This is a genomic window from Trichlorobacter ammonificans, assembly GCF_933509905.1.
Classification (GTDB): Bacteria; Desulfobacterota; Desulfuromonadia; order Geobacterales; family Pseudopelobacteraceae; genus Trichlorobacter; species Trichlorobacter ammonificans.
The window spans coordinates 1,016,469-1,033,743 of the sequence record NZ_OW150024.1; the positions used below are offsets into that span (position 1 = coordinate 1,016,469).

Sequence of the window (17,275 nt, forward strand, 5' to 3'; positions counted from 1 at the left end):
CCAGATTCCGCCATTACGCATCTTTTCGCGCTACCCTGCTTGAAAAGAAAGGGATTTCGTCTATACTGTCCGCAAATCATTTGAGGAGGATATCAACCATGATCAGTAGCTCAATGGCTGCGGCACTGAACAAGCACATGAATTTCGAACTGCACTCCGCCAATATCTATCTTTCCATGTCATCCTGCGCCAACGAGATGGGCTTCAAGGGGGCCGCCACCTGGTTCATGGTTCAGTACCAGGAGGAGATGGTCCATTTCATGAAATTCTACAACTACCTGGTTGACCAGGGGGTCAACATCAGTATCCTGGCCAGCACGGCGGTGCCCAATACCTACAGCTCCCTGCTGGACATGTTTACCAAGACCCTGGCCCATGAGCAGACCATTACCGGCTGCATCAACGACCTGACCGAGCAGGCGGTGCAGGAGAGGGACCATGCCACCCAGATTTTCCTGCAATGGTTCGTCACCGAACAGATCGAGGAGGAGAATAACGATCGGGACATTCTTGCCAAGCTGAAAATCGTCGGCACGGACGGGCACGGGCTGCTGATGATCGACAGCGAGCTGGGGCAGCGGGTGTTTGTGCCCCCTGCCGGTGGTGCCGCACCGTTCCCGGTTGCCTGAGAGGGGTGCTCCGGTGAAAGTCCGCCTGTGCAACAAGAGCCCCAAGGGGAAGAACCGCTTTGCCCGGGAGCTCAAGGAGAAGATTCCCGGCATCGATGTCAAGGTCAGGGGATGCCTCAAGCAGTGCGGCACCTGCCGGGAGCGCCCCTTTGCCCTGCTGGACGGGCACCGGGTCATCAGTGCAGAAACCTGGGAGGAGCTGGGTCAGCGGCTGGCGGCATACCAAGACGAAGCATGACAGCGTAATCGATAAAAAGGCGGGTGGCCGGGAACAGGCCCCCGCCTTTTCCATATCTGGGTGGCAACACAAGTTATGCCACAGTATGTGGTAGTGGTATATAAATTAGCATATAATTTTATAAAATTACTTGACATTATATGCAATTGAGCTACATAGGGAGCACTTTCAGACCATTCGAGATATCCGCCATGAAAACTCGCAACAAAGTCAAAGTGCTACGGGAAAAGAAGCTGATGAGCAAGTCGGAGCTTGCCCGAAAGGCAGGGGTTTCCGTCGTGACCGTCGACCGGATCGAGCGGGGGGAAAACTGCCGGCTTGAAACGATGCGCAAGATCATTCTAGCCCTGGGCTTTTCCGTTGAGGACCGGGACGCAGTATTCCAGGATCAGGGATAACAGGTACGAGCCATGTTTGGACTGTTCAGACGCAAGAAAGACCTGATCGGTATCGATATCGGTTCCAGTTCGGTCAAGCTGGTCCAGGTGGTGGCGGAGAAGGATGGCTACCGTCTGCTGAACCTCGGTATCGTCCCGCTTCCCCATGAGGCGATTGTCGACAACAGTCTCATGGACACCGCGGCGGTGGTTACGGCGGTCAAGGACCTCGTGGGCAGCCTGGGCATCGCCACGAAGGATGTTGCCTGTTCCATTTCCGGCAACGCGGTGATCATCCGCAAGATCGTCCTGCCGGTAATGACCACGGAGGAGCTTGAGGAACAGATCAACTGGGAGGCGGAACAGTACATCCCCTTCGACATCAAGGACGTGCATGTCGATTTTCAGATCCTGGGTCCCGATCCGGGAGACCCGGCCAAGATGCAGGTGCTGCTGGTGGCCAGCAAGAAAGAGATCATTAACGATTATGTCGCCATCTTCAGCGATGCCGGTTTGAATCTTGCCGTCATGGATGTGGACGCCTTCGCCGTCCAGAATGCCTTTGAACTCAATACCGCTCCCTCCGACGAGGTGCGCGCCCTGGTCAACGTGGGTGCCGGCATCATGAACATCAACGTGGTGCGGGACGGTCTGACTCTGTTTACCCGCGACGTGCAGATGGGGGGGCAGCAGTACACCGAAGAGATTCAGAAACAGTTGGGCTACAACAGCGACGAGGCGGAAACCAGGAAGATGCTGGCAGGTGAGCTGGGCGACCGCCACCTGACGGATGTCATCGAGCGGGTCAATGAGTCGGTTGCCCAGGAGGTACGACGCTCCATCGATTTCTACAACTCCACGGCGGTGCATGAAGACCGGATTACGGCCCTCAGCATTTCCGGCGGCTGTTCCAAAATCCACGGCCTGAAGGATGCCGTTCAGGCCCGTCTGGGCATGGAGGTGGACCTGCTGAATCCCTTTGCCCATCTCAGATATGACGAAAAAATGTTCGACCCGGAATATCTGAAGGAAATAGCCCCCTTGATGGCGGTTGGCGTGGGGCTGGCCATGCGGAGGCTCGGGGATAAATGATCAGGATCAACTTACTTCCGGTTCGCGCCGCCAAGAAGAAGGAAACCGCACTCCAGCAGCTTGTCATCCTGGTGGCCGGCATCCTGCTGGTACTGGTGATCGTGCTCGGCCTGTGGCTGATGCGGCTTGGCCAGATCTCCCGTCTCAACAAGGATATTGTCGCCGCCAAGGCCAAAATCGGAGAACTGGATCAGAAGATCGGCAAGCTGAACAGCCTGAAGAAGCTGCGGGACGAAGTAAAGAAAAAGCTTGATGTCCTGAGCCAGCTTCGCAAGAACAAGACCGGCCCGGCGAGCCGGCTGGCGGCGCTCAGCGACATTACGCCGGACCGGCTCTGGCTGGAGACCTACCGCGAAAGCGGCGCAGACATTAAGATCAGTGGTCTTGCCTTCAGCGAGGAGTTGATCGCCCAGTTCATCCGGGCGCTCGAAGATTCCCCCGAATTCGAGAAGGTCGATCTGGTGGTATCGGAACAGAAGGAGGTTACCGGTACCAAGCTCAAGCGCTTTGAGCTGACCTTCCGGATAGAGATGCCCAAGCCTCCCCCGGCCCAGGATACGCAACAACCCAAGAAGTAACCGGAATTTCCCAATTGGATGGAAGGGATCGACCATGGATCCTCGTTTGGAAAAACTGTTCAAGCTTCCCGATAAGCAGAAAATCACCCTGTTTGTCGCACTGCTGGTCATCGAGGCGGCGGCGCTGGTCTGGTTTCTGTACCTTCCCAAGCACCAGGAGCTGGGGAAGCTTACCGGGGAGCATGCCGCGCTGCAGAAGGAAATAGCCGAAAAAACTTCCATTGCCGGCAACCTGCCCAAGCTGCAGAAGGAATACGACGAGCTGAACGCATCGCTGGCCCAGGCGCTTACGGAGTTGCCCAACTCCCGGGAGATACCGTCGCTGTTGACCGGCATCACTGACGTGGGCAAGGGGGCCGGTCTTGACTTCCTGGTATTCAAGCCGAAAGCTGAAGTGAAAAAGGATTTTTACGCCGAGGTGCCGGTTGACGTCGTCGTATCGGGTACCTATCACAGTGTCGCCAGTTTTTTTGCCTCCGTGGCAAACCTGCCCAGGATTGTCAATATTACCAATGTTGATTTCACCGAGGTCCGCGCCGCCGGCAGTCGTATGACGACCAAGGTGAGCTGCCTGGCAACCACCTTCAGGTTCCTTGGCAAGGAAGAGATCCAGAATGACAAGACCAAGCCCAAAAAATAAGCGTCTGGTTGCTGGCGTACTGGTGCTGGCGAGTGGTCTGCTGCTGGGAGCGGGGGGCACCGGGAAGACGGTGACGGTTCAGAAGACGGCCGGTCCTGCCGCGTCGGCACCGCCGGTGGCCGCGTTACCAATGGTAACCGTGCCGATCCAGAAACAGACCAGTTCCCTGCGCTATATGCCGGCTCAGCACATGCAGTTCGATTTCAGCAAGAAGAAGGACCCGTTCAAGCCGTTCCTGGTGGTCAAGCCTGAAGCCGTTGCCGGCTCGGTCAAGCGGGTTGAAAAACCGTTGCTGCCGATCCACAGCTTTACACTGGAGCAGTTTCGTCTGATCGGCGTGGTGGCCGATCCCAAGGGTAACCGGGCCATGGTGGTCGATCCGTCCGGGAAGGGGTACGTCCTGAAGGTGGGCATGACCATCGGCAGGGATGAGGCCCGGATCACCCGTATCGACACCTCGGGTGTGGAGGCGGTACGACAGTACCGTGACGAAAAAGGCAAGGCGCACAAAGAAACGGCCAGGATTCCTCTGCAGAGGAATCCGTAAGGAGTGTTCCCGATGAAATCTGTTCCGATCAACATGCGGTCCGTCATCATGATTCTTCTGCTGGCCCTGGCCGTGCCGGGCGTCACGGTGCGCGAGACCCGTGCCGCCTCAGACGAGATGAAAACTGCCGCGACATCGCCGGTTACCATCAAGGGGGCCAGGATGACGGAAGAGGGCAGCGGCCCCGAGCTGATCATCGAAGCAAGCAGTCCGGTGACCTACACCAGTTACCGCACCGCATCTCCCAACCGGCTGGTGGTTGACTTCTCCCAGGCGGTACCGGCGGACTCGCTGGCTTCGCTCGCCTTCGAGCGGGCACCCGTCAGCAGGCTGGTCACCAGACGTTTTGAAACCGAGGCCGGCGTACTGACCAGGATGGAACTGTACCTGACCCAGGATCTGCAGCCGGTTATCACGCCGTCGGCCGAACGAACCGGGGAGCTGCGCGTGTCGTTCCCCGGTTTTGTCGCCCAGCCGCCCCTCGCTACCGTTGCCGCTTCCCCTGCTCCAGACGCTACCGCTCCTGCTGCTCCTGCTGCTCCTGCTGCGGAGCCGCCGCCCCAACCGCAGTCACCGGCTGCTCCGGTACCGGCGCCCGCTGCCGGAGCGGAGGCAAAGCCCGCAGCCATCACCGACATCGTTTCCCGCGACGGCGGGGTTGACATTCTGATCGACGGATCATTTTCCGATTACAAGACCATGCGACTCAGCCGGCCGGAGCGGCTGGTCATTGACCTGCATGGTGTCCAGGTCGGTTCCGTTGCCCGGCTGATTCAACTCAATGCCGCCGGTCTTTCCACTGCCCGGGTCGGCGCCTATCCCGGCAGGGTGCGGGTCGTGCTGGATGCGGTCAACGGCTCCCTGCCCGACGCCGCCTACAAGCGTACCGCAACGGGGCTGCGGGTCTCCTTTCCCGCTGCGGCCGGCGGCACTCCGTCAAGCGCCGGCAGCGAGAAGAGTGCCGCTGTCCGGCCGCAGCCGGCAGCGCCAGTCTCCGAAGAGAAGGCGGCTGCGACACCGCCTGGGGAGACGGCACGGCCCGGCCGGGTAGAGGCGGTGGATTTTCAGGTGGTCGACGGCATCAGCCGGATCAGCATTAAAACCAGTGGTACCGTAGCGGTGGAGGAGCCGGTCAAGTCGCCGGGCTTCCTCGCGCTGCGCATCAAGAACGCCTCGCTGCCCCGCAGTCTGCAGCGTTCGCTGGAGTCCCGCGCGTTTCCCAGCTCGGTGCTGCGGGTGACCCCCACCCAGGTGCGCACCCGGTCGGGACAGGAAGCACTGATTCGGGTTGCCCTGCGGACCGAGATGCCCTATGAGCTGCGCCGCGAGGCGGACATGCTCTATCTGGAGATCAAGAACCCCGTTGAGGAGCAAAAGGCTGCCGCCCCTGTTCCGGTCCCGCCGCCTGCCGCTGCCGGTGCCCAGAAGGCTGCCGCCCCGACGGGAGGTGCTGCAACGGTGGAGCACATTGTCCGGGAAGGCGCGCCGGAAGCCGCGGGCAGGCCCCGTTATACCGGACGTCGGGTGACCCTGGAATTTGCCGATGCCGAGGTGGGAAAAATTCTCCAACTGCTTGCCGAGGTCAGCAACCGTAACTTCATTTTCGGTGACGACGTCGGCAAGCAGCGGATCAACATGAAGCTGGCCAATGTTCCTTGGGACCAGGCGCTGGCGATCATTCTTGAAACCAACGGCCTTGACAAGTACGACGACGGCAACGTCACCCAGATTCGCAAAAAGGGAAGCTTCAAGTCGCAGCGGGAGGAAGAGCTTGAACTGCGCAAGGCCACCTACAAGAGCGAACCGCTGGTGACGGAACTGATCGAGGTCAACTATTCCCGCATCAGCGACATCAAGAAGCAGTTCGAGGCGATCCGGAAGGCGTACGGCGATCTGGGCAGCATCGAGGAGGATGAACGGACCGGCAAAATCATCGTCACCGGCATTGCGCCGGCCATTGCTGAAATGAAGAAACTGCACAAGGAACTTGACGTGCCGGAGCGCCAGGTGATGATCGAGGCCCGCATCGTGGAGGCCACCAGCAGCTTCACCCGTTCACTGGGGGTCAACTGGGGCGTGCACTACCGGGATGGTTCGGCATCCGTTGCCGGCATCAACTCCTTTGACACCAGTTTCGGGGGGCTCGCCTCCAACGTGCCCCCTTCCAGCGGCGTCAGCGGGCAGCCGGGGGGCTCGGCCGGCATCTCGTTCGGCACCCTGGCCAGCAACATCAAATTGGATCTGCGCCTGAACGCCGCCGCCAGCGCCGGGCTGGTGCGGATCGTCTCGACGCCCAAGGTTGCCACCCTGAACCGCAAGACCGCCAAGATCACCCAGGGGCAGCAAATCCCGTACACGGCGTCCACCTCAGACAAGATTGAAACCAAGTTTGTCGAGGCAGCACTTGCCCTCGAGGTGACTCCCAGCATCAACCCCAACGGCACCATCATCATGAAAATCGATGCCAAAAACGATGCTCCCGGCGCCACCGGCAACCCGCCGCCGATCAACAAGAAGCAGGCCACCACCGAGATGATGCTGCGTGACGGCGAGACCACGGTTATCGGCGGTATCTACGTGGAAAGCGAAAGCAGTGGCGATGAAGGGGTGCCGTTTTTGCAGGATATCCCCTGGTTCGGCAATCTGTTCAAGTCGTCGGATGTGAAGCGCAACCGCAATGAGCTGCTGATTTTCATTACACCGCGGATACTGGGCGGCAGCTCCTGAGGGACGGATGGCGGTCCCTGGCCCAGCAACCAGTTAATTCAAATGTGCTGAAAGGAGTTTACATGACAACAACGGGATGGCGGATACTGCTGCTCGCGCTGATGGTCGCGGCAACGGGAGTGCTGGCGGGCTGTGGCGCGGGCGGTGGCGGCGGCGGTGCATCAAGCCTTACCATTACGCTGTCGGGTCTCTCGTCGACCACCATACAGCCTGGGCAGACGATTACCGGCAGTGTCAAACTGTCGGCAAGTGCTGCGGGGCTGAACGATGTGCAGGTTACCATCAAGACCGACGCTGCAGAGCTTACCGGTACGGCTGGCCGCACCGACGCGTTGGGAAATGCCATTTTCAACCTGTCGGCAGCGACAAATGCGTCACTGTCGAAAACCGTCAACGTCTGGGCCGAGCTTGACGGGGTGAGAAGTTCGAATACGCTGCAGGTGAGCCTCAACTCTGTTGCGGAGTCCGTCACCTTCAATCTTTCGGTGACAGATGCCATTCCGGTTGAACGTACCGTTGATGCCGGTAGTGGCGCAGCAGTGCAGGGGGTCGTTCTTACCGGTAGCAGCATTGAATTCAAGGGGCCGGGCGGCGTCATCCTGCCCAACCCGCCGCCGGTCACCATTAGCATCGACCGCATTGACAACTGGATGGCCGGCGATCTGGTGACGGTGAATGGGGTTGCGTTTGCGGCAACGTCGCCGACCCAGTCTACAACCCTTGCCTTGAGTAACGTCACCAATAAGGCTGATATTCCTATTATTGTCGAAATCCTTTTACCGCCGGCGCCGGCGGCGGGCAGTTCGACTCCAAACACCTATGCGATCTATTGGCGAGCCACCGCCACTTACAATGGCGTGACCTATACGCGAACGGCCGTTACCTCCGTCAACGGAAAAACGACAGGCAAGTAGCATAATCAGGACACAAAAAGGGGGCGCGGCAAGCGCCCCTTTTTTGTGTGTTCAAAACCACTACCGCTGCGAATGCCGGCCAGCCCGGATGCCCTGAAGCCGGAGCGCGTGCCTGGCAATCGTTCAAAGCGGCACGAATGGTCTGTTGCATCCCGCTAGTAGGGTTGACTGCGGGTATGGCGCACACGGAGGGAGCCATTCGCAGGTCCTGCGAATGGTGTCGACTCGTTGCGGGGAGACTGATTGTATGCTACAGTTCATCCCTCGATCTGCTCCCAGGAGAATGCAACCATGCCCGCCACAACCTTCACCCCCGCCGCCCTGCTGGTAACCGGCGGTGCCGGCTTCATCGGCTCCAACTTCATCAACCGTTTTCTGGTGCGTAACCCCGGCTGCCGGGTGGTGAACCTGGACTGCCTGACCTATGCCGGTAACCTGAAGAACCTGACTGCCGTGGAAAACAATCCCGCCTATCGCTTCGTCCGGGGGGATATCGGCGATGCCGCCTGCGTGGCCGCGCTCCTTCGGGAGGAGAGGATCGACGCGGTGGTGAACTTTGCCGCCGAGTCCCACGTGGACCGCTCCATTACCGGGCCGGAGATTTTCGTGCGGACCAACGTGCTGGGTACCCAGGTGCTGCTGGAGGAGAGCCGCAAACACTGGCAGTCCGGCGCTGTGGCCGATTTCCGCTTCTACCAGATTTCCACCGACGAGGTGTACGGCTCCCTGGGGGAAACCGGTTTCTTCACCGAGGAGACCCCCCTGGCCGCCAACTCTCCCTATTCGGCCAGCAAGGCCGGCGCCGACCTGCTGGTGCGGGCTTACCACGAGACCTTCGGCCTGCCGACCCTGATCAGCCGTTGTTCCAACAACTACGGCCCCTATCATTTTCCGGAGAAACTGATTCCGCTTCTGATCGCCAACATCATCGCCCAAAAGCCGCTACCGGTCTACGGTGACGGCAGCAATGTCCGCGACTGGCTGCATGTGCGGGATCACGGCGCGGCCATCGAGTGCGTCCTGAAGCAGGCGGTTCCCGGCTCGGTCTACAACATCGGCGGTAATAACGAGTGGAAGAATATCGATATCGTCAACCTGGTCTGCGACCTGCTGGACGGCAGGCTGGGACGGCAGCCGGGCGAGAATCGGGGCCTGATTACGTTTGTCAAGGACCGCCCCGGCCACGACAAGCGCTACGCCATTGATGCGTCAAAATTGAAGCGCGAACTGGGCTGGTCCCCTTCCTATACCTTCGAGCAGGGGATTGCCGAGACCATCGACTGGTACCTGGCCAACCAGGAGTGGGTGGCGGAGGTGACCAGCGGCGCTTACCGCGACTACTACTGCCGGCAGTACGGGGAGGCGGCATGATCCTCGTTGTCGGTGGAGGCGGCATGCTGGGGCGGGACCTGCTCGAACTGCTGGGGGAGCGGGGGCGAGGGGTGGACCTGCCGGAGATCGACATCACCGATCTGCTTTCGGTGCAGCGGGTGCTGACCACCCTGAAACCGAAGGTTGTGGTGAACTGTGCCGCCTATACCAACGTGGACGGTTGCGAGAGTAACGCCGAAACCGCCATGCAGGTCAATGGCGAAGGAGTGGCCTTCCTGGCCATGATCAGCCGCGAGATCGGAGCCAAGCTGGTGCAGGTGAGCACCGACTATGTGTTCGATGGCGGCAAGGGAGCTCCCTGTCTGGAGGATGACCTGCCGCGGCCGCTCAGCGTCTACGGCGAATCGAAACTGGCCGGCGAGTTGAACGCTGATGTCAATCCGGACAACCTGGTGGTGCGTACCCAGTGGCTCTACGGCCGGCACGGCACCAACTTCGTGGAGACCATGCTGCGTCTGGGGCGGGAAAAGCAGGAGTTGACCGTGGTGGACGACCAGATCGGCTCCCCCACCTGGACCGTCGATCTTGCCGCCGGAATCGTCAGCCTGATCGACCGCGACTGCCGCGGGGTCTACCACTGCGTGAACAGCGGCAGCACCTCCTGGAACGGTTTTGCCAAGGCGATTTTCGAGGAGGCCGGCATGGCGGTGAAGGTCGCGCCGATGAGTACCGAGCAGTTGAACCGACCGGCACGGCGACCGCTCTACTCGGTGCTGGACTGCGGCAAGCTGGCTGCGGATACCGGCTTCACGCCGCGTCCCTGGCGGGAGGCACTGCGACAGTACCTGCTGGTACGGGAAAAGGAGCGTTAAGGTCATGAGTTTTGAATTCGGTGAGCGCCCCTGGGGCACCTATACCGTGCTGGACCAGGGGAGTCACTACAAGATCAAGCGGATTGAAGTGCTGCCGGGGCAGCGCCTTTCCTTGCAGAAACATCATCACCGCAGCGAACACTGGATCGTGGTCTCCGGTACGGCGCTGGTGACCCGTGGCGAGGAGCAGGCCGTCGTCAACGTCAATGAATCCACCTTCATTCCGATCGGCGAGACCCATCGACTGGAAAACCCCGGCAAGATACCGCTGGTGATCATTGAAGTGCAGAGCGGCGAGTACCTCGGCGAGGATGATATCGTCCGCTTTCAGGACGACTACCGGCGCAGTGGCGAGGAGGCGGCATGTATGTTGTAATCCTGGCCGGCGGCTCCGGCACCCGCTTCTGGCCGCTTTCACGCAAAACCCGGCCCAAACAGCTCATTTCGGTGCTGGACGGCCCCACCATGTTGCAGCGTACGGTGGAGCGAATACTGCCGCTGCAGCCGAAACGGGTCCTGGTGGTGACCAATCGCCTCCAGGCCGCGGAAACGGAACAGCAGCTCGCCCGCTACCGTTCGCTGGTGCCGGTGGACGTGATCGCCGAGCCGGTGGGGCGCAATACCGCGCCGGCGGTGGGGCTGGCGGCGGCCATCATCGCCGCCCACGACCCGGAAGGGATCATGGCAGTGCTGCCCGCCGACCACTACATCCGTGACGACCAGGGGCTGTGCCGGGTGCTGGCCAACGCCGCCCAGACGGCGAGGAACGGCTGGCTGGTAACCCTGGGGATCGTTCCCACGGCTCCGGAGACCGGCTACGGCTACCTGGAGGCCGATACCTCCCTGCGGGGGGACGGTCCGTTTCCGGTCAGCCGTTTCGTGGAGAAGCCGGACCATGCCACGGCGCTCTCCTACCTGGAGTCCGGTCGCTTTTTCTGGAACAGCGGCATGTTCGTCTGGCGGGCCGATACCATTCTTGCCGAGATCGGCCGGCACATGCCGGAGCTGGCGGAACGGCTCGATACCCTGGATTTTTCCGGTGATGTCTGGGAGTTGTCCGACCTGGACGGCCAGATTGCCGGAATCTACGGGGCGATCGGCGGGCAGTCCATCGATTACGGCGTGATGGAGCGGTCCGATCGGGTACAGATGTGGCCCGCCGATATCGGCTGGAGCGACCTGGGCAGTTGGTCGGCTCTGCCGGAAGTCCTGGAGATGGATGACAACGGAGCCGTTGCGGTGAACAGTCTCGCCCACCTGGCCATTGACAGCAGCGGCTGCATTGTGTCCGGCAACGGCGGGGTGGTGGCCACCATCGGCGTTGACAACCTGGTTGTGGTTTCCACCGGCGATGCGGTCCTGGTCTGTCCCCGGGAGCGGGCGCAGGAGGTGCGGCAGGTAGTTGAGGAGCTTGAGCGCAGGAAGATGACGCAGTATCTCTGATGCTGCTGTTCCGCAGGTGATGGTTATGGAAAACGAGAATACCTATTTCGCTCCGGCCGGCAGGGCCTCCGACGATACGCTGGATGCGGAGCGCCGTGCCATTGCCCAGGCGGCGTTCATTGAGGCACTGATGCAGGCCATGCCTGATTTCGTGATGGTGCTGAACGAGCAGCGTCAGATTATTGCCGCGAACCAGCGGATCATGGCCGCATTCGGCGTCGACGATCCGGCCGGCCTGATCGGCAAGCGGCCCGGCGAGGCGCTGGACTGCATCCATGCCGGCGAGGGGCCGGACGGCTGCGGCACCGGGGCCAACTGCGCGGTCTGCGGCGCGGTGCTGGCGATTCTGGAAAGCCAGGAAAGCGGTGTCCAGGCATGCGGCGAATGCCGGGTAGTCCTCTGCAAGAATGGCGGTACCGCCCTTGATCTGGAAGCGGTGGCTACACCGCTTGAAGTGGCCGACATGCCGCTGACGGTCTTCGCCCTGCGGGACATCAGCTCCGACAAGCGCCGTCAGGTGCTGGAGCGGGTCTTTTTTCACGATATCATCAACACCGCCGGCGGAATCCGGGGCGTGGCATCAATACTTCACGAAGATCCGTACCTGCCGCCCCAGAAACAGGATACCTATAAAGAATGGCTGGTGAACCTGTCGGACAACCTGGTTGAGGAGATCACCCACCAGCGACGGCTGCTGGCGGCAGAGCGGGGGGAGTACCTGGTGCAGCGCCAGACCACCGACCTGGCCGGACTGCTGACGGATGTCTTTCAGGTGTATGAGCATCATGCCCGGACGCCGGGCCGCCGTCTGGTGCTGGAACCGGTTCCCCCCTGCACCTTGCAGACGGACCAGCCGATCCTGCGGCGGATCGTGGGCAACATGGTGCTGAACGCCCTGGAGGCCACCCCCCCGGGCGGCACGGTGCTGATGCGTGCCCTGGCGGAGGAACAGCAGGTTCGGGTTGAGGTGGAAAACAGCGGTGAAATCCCTCCTGATATCCAGCGATCCCTGTTCAAGCGTTCCTTCAGTACCAAGGCCGATAGCGGCCGGGGAATCGGGACCTACAGCATGAAACTGTTCGGTGAGCGCTACCTGGGCGGTACGGTAGGGTTTGACAGTCGGGACGGCCGCACAATCTTTTATATCGAACTGGCTCGTTGACACCCCTTCCCTTCCAGGGGGAAGGGGTGTTTGCGGCACGCATTGTCAACCTGGTCAGTCTGATGGGTTGACGGGAGACGGCATGACTCCGGAAGCAATCATTCGACAACGGACCGAAGACCTGGTTGAACGGGGGCTGTTCCGCTCCATCAGGAGCATCGCCGGCACCGGCCCCCTGGTCGAGCTGGACGGGCGACAGGTGCTGTTGCTCTGCTCCAATAATTACCTGGGCCTGGCGGAGCATTCCGCCCTGAAACGGGCCGCAGCCACCGCCGCCGAGCAGGCAGGCGCCTCAAGCGGAGCCTCCCGGCTGGTTTCCGGCAGTACCTCCCTTCATGACCGCCTTGAGGCGGCAGTGGCCGATTGGAAGGGAACCGAGGCGGCTCTTCTGTTCAACAGCGGCTACGCCGCCAATACCGGCATCATTGCGGCCCTGGCCGGGCGGGGGGACACGGTCTTCTCCGATCGCCTGAACCATGCCAGTATCATCGACGGCGTGCTGCTCTCCGGTGCCCGGCTGGTCCGCTATCCCCACAACGATGTGGACGCGCTGGAACGGCTCCTGACACGTCAGACAGGCAGCGGGCTGCGCCTGATCGTCACCGACGGCGTTTTCAGCATGGACGGCGATCTGGCGCCGTTGCGGCAGCTGGCGGAATGCGCCCGGCGTCATAACGCGCTGCTGATGGTGGACGATGCCCACGGCGGCGGTGTCCTGGGACAGGAGGGGCGGGGGAGTTGCAACCTGCTGGGGGTGGCGGAGGAGGTCCAGCTGCTGATGGGGACCTTCGGCAAGGCGCTGGGCAGCTTCGGCGCCTATGTGGCCACCAGCCGGCTGCTGCGGGACTACCTGGTCAACCGCGCCCGCTCCCTGGTGTTCTCCACCTCGCTCCCGCCGGCGGTGCCGGCGGCGTCGCTGGCGGCGGTACACCTGGTCAGGAGTGCGGAGGGAGCGAACCTGCGCCAGCGGCTTGCCGACAATACCGCCCTGTTCCGCGCTCTGCTGCGGGACGAGGGGTTCACGGTTCCGGACGATCCCACGCCGATCGTCCCGCTGGTCGTGGGCGATCCGCTGACCACCATGACCTTCTCGGCCCGCCTACTTGAGCGGAACATCCTGGTGCAGGGAATTCGTCCCCCCACGGTGCCCCAGGGAACCAGCCGGCTGCGCTGTACGGTGATGGCGACCCACGAGCAGGAGGACCTGCGCCGGGCCGCTGCCGAGATCGGCCAGGTCGGCCGCGGACTGGGGGTGCTCTGATGCCGCTGGCCCCACAGGGAATCAACTACCGGGACGAGGGGGCAGGGGCGCCCGTGCTGCTGGTGCACGGCTGGTGCATGTCGTCGGCAGTCTGGGAGCTGCAGCGCTCCGCTCTTTGTCGTGCCCACCGGATGATCGCTCCCGATCTGCGGGGACACGGCGCCTCCGTCATGCCGCCGACGGGGATCGGCGGATTTGCCGGCTATGCCGACGATATCGCGTGCCTGGTTGAACATCTGGACCTGCGGGACATGACCCTGGTGGGCTGGTCCCTGGGCGCGCAGGTGCTGCTCAGGGCGTATCCCCGCCTGCGGGAACGGACTGCCGGGCTGGTACTGGTGGGAGCAACGCCCCGTTTTACCGCTGCAGCGCACTTTCCCTGGGGACTGCATCCCGACGAGGCGCGGGGGATGGCGCTGAAGGTGCGCCGCAGTCTCAACCGGGCGCTGGAGGGATTCCGGGGGCGCATGTTCACCGACGATGAGCTGAACGCCCCGGAGGCGGCGGACCGGGTGGCGGCGGTTCTGGCATCGGTGCTGCCCCCGTCCACGGCGGCGGCACTGGATGGCCTGGAGGCGTTAATGGAGGAAGAACTGTTGGCAGAGGCGCGCCGGGTCGACTGTCCGACCCTGATCATGCACGGCGACCGGGACCGGATCTGTCGGCCGGAGGCGGGACGCTGGCTGGCCGATGCGATTCCCGGCAGTGAACTGGTGTGGTACGAAGGTTGCGGCCATGCACCGTTTTTGTCCCGGCCAGAGCGCTTCAACGCCGACCTGCTGCGTTTTATGGAGAGCCTCCATGCCGGCCATTGATCGCAGCCGGGTGCGTCATTCCTTTCAGCGGGGAGCGAGCCTGTACGATCACCTGACACCGTTGCAGCAGCGGGTGGTGGAGCAGGTGCTGCACCGGTTGCCCGATGCACCGCTCGCTGCGCCGGTGCTGGACATCGGGTGCGGTACCGGCCGGCTGCTTGCCGGTCTGGTGCAGCGCTATCCGTCGGCCCCGGTGGTGGGACTGGATTTGGCCTTTGCCATGCTCCGGCAGGCCCGCCCGCGTGTCGGTGGCCGGGCGTTGCTGCTGCAGGGCGATGCCGAACGGCTTCCGTTTCGCGGCGGTTCCTTTGCCCTGATTGTGTCCAGTTCCACCTTTCAGTGGTGTGACGATCTCGACGCCTGTTTCCGCGAGGTGTATCGCTGTTTGCGGCCGGGAGGCCGCTTCAGTTTTGCCCTGTTCGGCGCGGGAACGTTTCAGGAGTTGCGTGAGTGCTGGCGTGATGCCCGCTCAGCGTACGGGATTGCGGACAGGGTTGGTGCCGACGGCACCCACCGCTTTCATACGGAAGCGCAGGTTCGTGCCGCGCTGGAACGCCAGCAGTTCGGACACGTGGTGGTGGAGAGCCTGCTGGAACGGGAGTGGTACCCCGATGTGGCCCACTTGCTGCAATCGGTCAAGCGTATCGGTGCGGGAAGCTCTCGTCCTCCGGCCGGCGGCGGCCTGGGCTGGCGACGGGTACTGCACCGTATGGCGACGTACTACACGGAACGCTATGGCACTACCGGCGGGGTGCCGGCGTCCTACGAGGTCATCCATGGAGAGGGGAGGCGCTGACTCATCCTTCCATCAGCGAGGCGATCAGTTTGCGTGCCAGTGGGTGAATCACGCTGTAGTGAACCTCCACGCCGTCACGCTTGCCTTCGATGATGCCCTTGTTCTTCAGCAGGGCCAGGTGCTGTGATACCGTGGCTTGGGGCAGTTGCAGGCATTCCCAGATATGTTTGACATTGCATTCGTTGGTGCAGAGACCGGCGACGATCTTCAGCCGTATCGGATGTCCCAGAACCTTCAGGATCTCCGCCTCTGTGGAAAAATTTCTTGTTTTGTCAAATTTATCAAGCATTTGTTCGCTCCGGACGATTTTCAAAAACTATATATATAAATAGTTATCGTGTCAATACGCTTGCTCAAACCGTGTTTCATCGTTCCGGCCATGGCATCAGTTCTTGCCGGAGCGGCGTGTTTGGTGTATTTTTCAGGCCGCTTCCATTCCGGCGGGCATGGTGGAATTGGTAGACACAAGGGACTTAAAATCCCTCGGCCGCAAGGCTGTGCCGGTTCGACCCCGGCTGCCCGCACCACGCACCCCCTGAGAATCGGCCCCCTGGGCCGGTTCTCTTTTTTTTGCGCCGGGAAGCCGGGTGCCGGCAGAACGGGAACGGTCCGGTCCCGGAGAGGTCTGACCTGCATAGTTGATAAAAAAGATTGGCAAGGCGGTCTGCCGCATTACTAAGCAGTTTGATCAATGGCAGGTTCTGCGATATAGTCCGGTTCCATAGGAAGTCGTCGGCCAGAGTCTATAGTTTCAGCAGCGGTAGTGGTACACGCAGATGAACGATTTCGACACGGAAGAACTTGTCCGCAAGCTGCATGACGGTATCGGTGGAAGCCTGGCCACCATCTCCACCCTTGCCCGCTATGGTGAGACCCTGGACGATCCAGCACGCTGTCGCGACGCTTTCGCCCAGATTGCCCGGCTTTCCAACAAGGGAGTGACGGAGTTGCGGGCGTTTCTGGATATGGTGCGAGCGAAGGACGACGGGTAACCCCGGAGAAACGATGCGCCTGGCGATCGTCGAAGATAATGCCATTACACTCGAAGCGTTACAGCAGACCCTGCTGGCGGAGCCGGATGTGGCGGCGGTGGACGGCTTTGGCAGCGCCGAGGAGGCACTACGTACGCTCGACCTGCTCCGGCCCGACATCCTGCTGGTGGATCTGGGGCTGCCCGGCATGCAGGGGGCTGAGCTGATCGAGCGGGTGAAAGAGCTCTGTCCCGCCACCGAAATCATGGTGTACACCATTTTCGACGACAGCCCCACCGTGTTTGCCGCCATCAAGGCCGGCGCCTCGGGCTTCATCCTGAAGGATGCGACGCCAAAGGAACTGATCGCCTCGCTCCGCACCCTGCTGCAGGGTGGCGCCCCCATGAGTCCGCGTATTGCCCGCAAGGTCATCCATGAGTTCCGGAACGGCTCCGCCGTTCCGGAACAGCCCCTGTTGTCCCCCCGGGAGGAAAAAGTCATCCGCTGTATCGCGGAGGGGCTCTCCTACAACGACGTTGCCGAGCGACTCGGCATCAGCTATCACACCGTGCATACCCACATCAAGAAGGCCTACGAAAAGCTGCAGGTCCGCGGTCGTCGTCAGGCGCTGCAGCGGGCTTACGAGCTGGGAATACTCTGACGGAGCCCCAAAGGACGACGCCACCGCGACCAGTGCCGGACCATCCGATTTTATTCCGAACAGCAAATAAATCCTGAAATTCGGGTATGTGCTCCTCCCCGGTTTTTCTGATACTTCTTACGGGCGTCAAGACCTAGGCGCAGAGCAACACCCTCCCCGGCAGTTCTGAATGATACGGGAGTGCGTGCGTCCGTCGTCACCCTCCTGTATCGGAGCCCCC

General features: G+C 61.6%; 20 protein-coding genes and 1 tRNA gene. 20 read left to right on the forward strand and 1 reads right to left on the reverse strand.

Features of this window, described 5'->3' with window-relative positions:
- The first annotated feature begins 98 nt into the window (after window positions 1–98).
- The 17 genes from RAK07_RS04565 (at window position 99) to RAK07_RS04645 (ending at window position 15,423) form a co-directional block, all read left to right on the forward strand.
- Window positions 99–629: a ferritin gene (locus RAK07_RS04565; RefSeq protein ID WP_305731658.1), complete on the forward strand. Its 531-nt coding sequence runs from the start codon at window positions 99–101 to the stop codon at window positions 627–629.
- Window positions 630–642: 13 nt separating this feature from the next.
- Window positions 643–867 carry a DUF1450 domain-containing protein gene (locus tag RAK07_RS04570; protein WP_305731659.1) on the forward strand — a complete coding sequence of 75 codons (225 nt, stop codon included), beginning with the start codon at window positions 643–645 and terminating at the stop codon, window positions 865–867.
- A 191-nt stretch (window positions 868–1,058) separates the two neighbouring features.
- Window positions 1,059–1,265 (forward strand): helix-turn-helix transcriptional regulator, encoded by a 207-nt coding sequence (locus tag RAK07_RS04575; protein WP_305731660.1) that lies wholly within the window; start codon window positions 1,059–1,061, stop codon window positions 1,263–1,265.
- Window positions 1,266–1,277: 12 nt separating this feature from the next.
- Entirely contained in the window at window positions 1,278–2,336 is a 1,059-nt protein-coding gene (pilM, locus tag RAK07_RS04580) for a type IV pilus biogenesis protein PilM (protein ID WP_305731661.1), read from the forward strand.
- The gene (locus tag RAK07_RS04585) at window positions 2,333–2,914 is read left to right on the forward strand and encodes a PilN domain-containing protein (RefSeq protein WP_305731662.1); all 582 of its coding nucleotides are present in this window, start codon (window positions 2,333–2,335) and stop codon (window positions 2,912–2,914) included. The genes pilM and RAK07_RS04585 overlap by 4 nt, the downstream gene beginning before the upstream one ends.
- 34 nt (window positions 2,915–2,948) lie before the next feature.
- Window positions 2,949–3,554, forward strand: coding sequence for a type IV pilus inner membrane component PilO (locus RAK07_RS04590; protein WP_305731663.1), 606 nt, complete (start codon window positions 2,949–2,951; stop codon window positions 3,552–3,554).
- Window positions 3,529–4,101: a pilus assembly protein PilP gene (locus RAK07_RS04595; RefSeq protein WP_305731664.1), complete on the forward strand. Its 573-nt coding sequence runs from the start codon at window positions 3,529–3,531 to the stop codon at window positions 4,099–4,101. The genes RAK07_RS04590 and RAK07_RS04595 overlap by 26 nt, the downstream gene beginning before the upstream one ends.
- 12 nt (window positions 4,102–4,113) lie before the next feature.
- Complete coding sequence (locus RAK07_RS04600) at window positions 4,114–6,828, forward strand: type IV pilus secretin PilQ (RefSeq protein WP_305731665.1); 2,715 nt, start codon at window positions 4,114–4,116, stop codon at window positions 6,826–6,828.
- A gap of 62 nt (window positions 6,829–6,890) precedes the next feature.
- Complete coding sequence (locus tag RAK07_RS04605) at window positions 6,891–7,742, forward strand: hypothetical protein (protein WP_305731666.1); 852 nt, start codon at window positions 6,891–6,893, stop codon at window positions 7,740–7,742.
- A gap of 291 nt (window positions 7,743–8,033) precedes the next feature.
- A complete protein-coding gene (rfbB, locus tag RAK07_RS04610) occupies window positions 8,034–9,113 on the forward strand; it encodes a dTDP-glucose 4,6-dehydratase (RefSeq protein ID WP_305731667.1) in 1,080 nt (359 codons plus the stop codon).
- On the forward strand, window positions 9,110–9,946 hold the full coding sequence (rfbD, locus tag RAK07_RS04615) for a dTDP-4-dehydrorhamnose reductase (RefSeq protein ID WP_305731668.1): 837 nt from the start codon (window positions 9,110–9,112) through the stop codon (window positions 9,944–9,946). The genes rfbB and rfbD overlap by 4 nt, the downstream gene beginning before the upstream one ends.
- Window positions 9,947–9,950: 4 nt before the next feature.
- Window positions 9,951–10,322: a cupin domain-containing protein gene (locus tag RAK07_RS04620; RefSeq protein ID WP_305731669.1), complete on the forward strand. Its 372-nt coding sequence runs from the start codon at window positions 9,951–9,953 to the stop codon at window positions 10,320–10,322.
- Complete coding sequence (locus RAK07_RS04625) at window positions 10,310–11,389, forward strand: mannose-1-phosphate guanylyltransferase (protein WP_305731670.1); 1,080 nt, start codon at window positions 10,310–10,312, stop codon at window positions 11,387–11,389. Before RAK07_RS04620 ends, RAK07_RS04625 begins: the two co-directional genes overlap by 13 nt.
- Before the next feature lie 25 nt (window positions 11,390–11,414).
- Window positions 11,415–12,551 (forward strand): sensor histidine kinase, encoded by a 1,137-nt coding sequence (locus RAK07_RS04630; RefSeq protein ID WP_305731671.1) that lies wholly within the window; start codon window positions 11,415–11,417, stop codon window positions 12,549–12,551.
- An 82-nt stretch (window positions 12,552–12,633) separates the two neighbouring features.
- Window positions 12,634–13,812 (forward strand): 8-amino-7-oxononanoate synthase, encoded by a 1,179-nt coding sequence (gene bioF, locus RAK07_RS04635; RefSeq protein ID WP_305731672.1) that lies wholly within the window; start codon window positions 12,634–12,636, stop codon window positions 13,810–13,812.
- On the forward strand, window positions 13,812–14,627 hold the full coding sequence (locus RAK07_RS04640; protein ID WP_305731673.1) for an alpha/beta fold hydrolase: 816 nt from the start codon (window positions 13,812–13,814) through the stop codon (window positions 14,625–14,627). The genes bioF and RAK07_RS04640 overlap by 1 nt, the downstream gene beginning before the upstream one ends.
- Complete coding sequence (locus tag RAK07_RS04645; protein ID WP_305731674.1) at window positions 14,614–15,423, forward strand: methyltransferase domain-containing protein; 810 nt, start codon at window positions 14,614–14,616, stop codon at window positions 15,421–15,423. Before RAK07_RS04640 ends, RAK07_RS04645 begins: the two co-directional genes overlap by 14 nt.
- Before the next feature lies 1 nt (window position 15,424).
- On the opposite strand, the gene RAK07_RS04650 is transcribed toward RAK07_RS04645, so the two are convergent.
- Window positions 15,425–15,712: an ArsR/SmtB family transcription factor gene (locus RAK07_RS04650; protein ID WP_305731675.1), complete on the reverse strand. Its 288-nt coding sequence runs from the start codon at window positions 15,710–15,712 to the stop codon at window positions 15,425–15,427.
- 151 nt (window positions 15,713–15,863) lie between these two features.
- Between RAK07_RS04650 and RAK07_RS04655 the strand changes: the two genes are divergently transcribed.
- The 3 genes from RAK07_RS04655 (at window position 15,864) to RAK07_RS04665 (ending at window position 17,055) form a co-directional block, all read left to right on the forward strand.
- A tRNA-Leu gene (locus RAK07_RS04655) sits at window positions 15,864–15,950 on the forward strand.
- Between the two features lie 249 nt (window positions 15,951–16,199).
- A complete protein-coding gene (locus RAK07_RS04660) occupies window positions 16,200–16,415 on the forward strand; it encodes a histidine kinase (protein ID WP_305731676.1) in 216 nt (71 codons plus the stop codon).
- Between the two features lie 13 nt (window positions 16,416–16,428).
- On the forward strand, window positions 16,429–17,055 hold the full coding sequence (locus RAK07_RS04665; RefSeq protein ID WP_305731677.1) for a response regulator: 627 nt from the start codon (window positions 16,429–16,431) through the stop codon (window positions 17,053–17,055).
- Window positions 17,056–17,275: the final 220 nt, after the last annotated feature.

Coding starts and splice junctions, on each gene's coding strand:
- RAK07_RS04565 (WP_305731658.1), top strand. CDS start 99: ATGATCAGTAGCTCAATGGCTGCGGCACTGAACAAGCACATGAATTTC.
- RAK07_RS04575 (WP_305731660.1), top strand. CDS start 1,059: ATGAAAACTCGCAACAAAGTCAAAGTGCTACGGGAAAAGAAGCTGATG.
- pilM (WP_305731661.1), top strand. CDS start 1,278: ATGTTTGGACTGTTCAGACGCAAGAAAGACCTGATCGGTATCGATATC.
- RAK07_RS04585 (WP_305731662.1), top strand. CDS start 2,333: ATGATCAGGATCAACTTACTTCCGGTTCGCGCCGCCAAGAAGAAGGAA.
- RAK07_RS04590 (WP_305731663.1), top strand. CDS start 2,949: ATGGATCCTCGTTTGGAAAAACTGTTCAAGCTTCCCGATAAGCAGAAA.
- RAK07_RS04595 (WP_305731664.1), top strand. CDS start 3,529: ATGACAAGACCAAGCCCAAAAAATAAGCGTCTGGTTGCTGGCGTACTG.
- RAK07_RS04600 (WP_305731665.1), top strand. CDS start 4,114: ATGAAATCTGTTCCGATCAACATGCGGTCCGTCATCATGATTCTTCTG.
- RAK07_RS04605 (WP_305731666.1), top strand. CDS start 6,891: ATGACAACAACGGGATGGCGGATACTGCTGCTCGCGCTGATGGTCGCG.
- rfbB (WP_305731667.1), top strand. CDS start 8,034: ATGCCCGCCACAACCTTCACCCCCGCCGCCCTGCTGGTAACCGGCGGT.
- rfbD (WP_305731668.1), top strand. CDS start 9,110: ATGATCCTCGTTGTCGGTGGAGGCGGCATGCTGGGGCGGGACCTGCTC.
- RAK07_RS04620 (WP_305731669.1), top strand. CDS start 9,951: ATGAGTTTTGAATTCGGTGAGCGCCCCTGGGGCACCTATACCGTGCTG.
- RAK07_RS04625 (WP_305731670.1), top strand. CDS start 10,310: ATGTATGTTGTAATCCTGGCCGGCGGCTCCGGCACCCGCTTCTGGCCG.
- RAK07_RS04630 (WP_305731671.1), top strand. CDS start 11,415: ATGGAAAACGAGAATACCTATTTCGCTCCGGCCGGCAGGGCCTCCGAC.
- bioF (WP_305731672.1), top strand. CDS start 12,634: ATGACTCCGGAAGCAATCATTCGACAACGGACCGAAGACCTGGTTGAA.
- RAK07_RS04640 (WP_305731673.1), top strand. CDS start 13,812: ATGCCGCTGGCCCCACAGGGAATCAACTACCGGGACGAGGGGGCAGGG.
- RAK07_RS04645 (WP_305731674.1), top strand. CDS start 14,614: ATGCCGGCCATTGATCGCAGCCGGGTGCGTCATTCCTTTCAGCGGGGA.
- RAK07_RS04650 (WP_305731675.1), bottom strand. CDS start 15,712: ATGCTTGATAAATTTGACAAAACAAGAAATTTTTCCACAGAGGCGGAG.
- RAK07_RS04660 (WP_305731676.1), top strand. CDS start 16,200: ATGAACGATTTCGACACGGAAGAACTTGTCCGCAAGCTGCATGACGGT.
- RAK07_RS04665 (WP_305731677.1), top strand. CDS start 16,429: ATGCGCCTGGCGATCGTCGAAGATAATGCCATTACACTCGAAGCGTTA.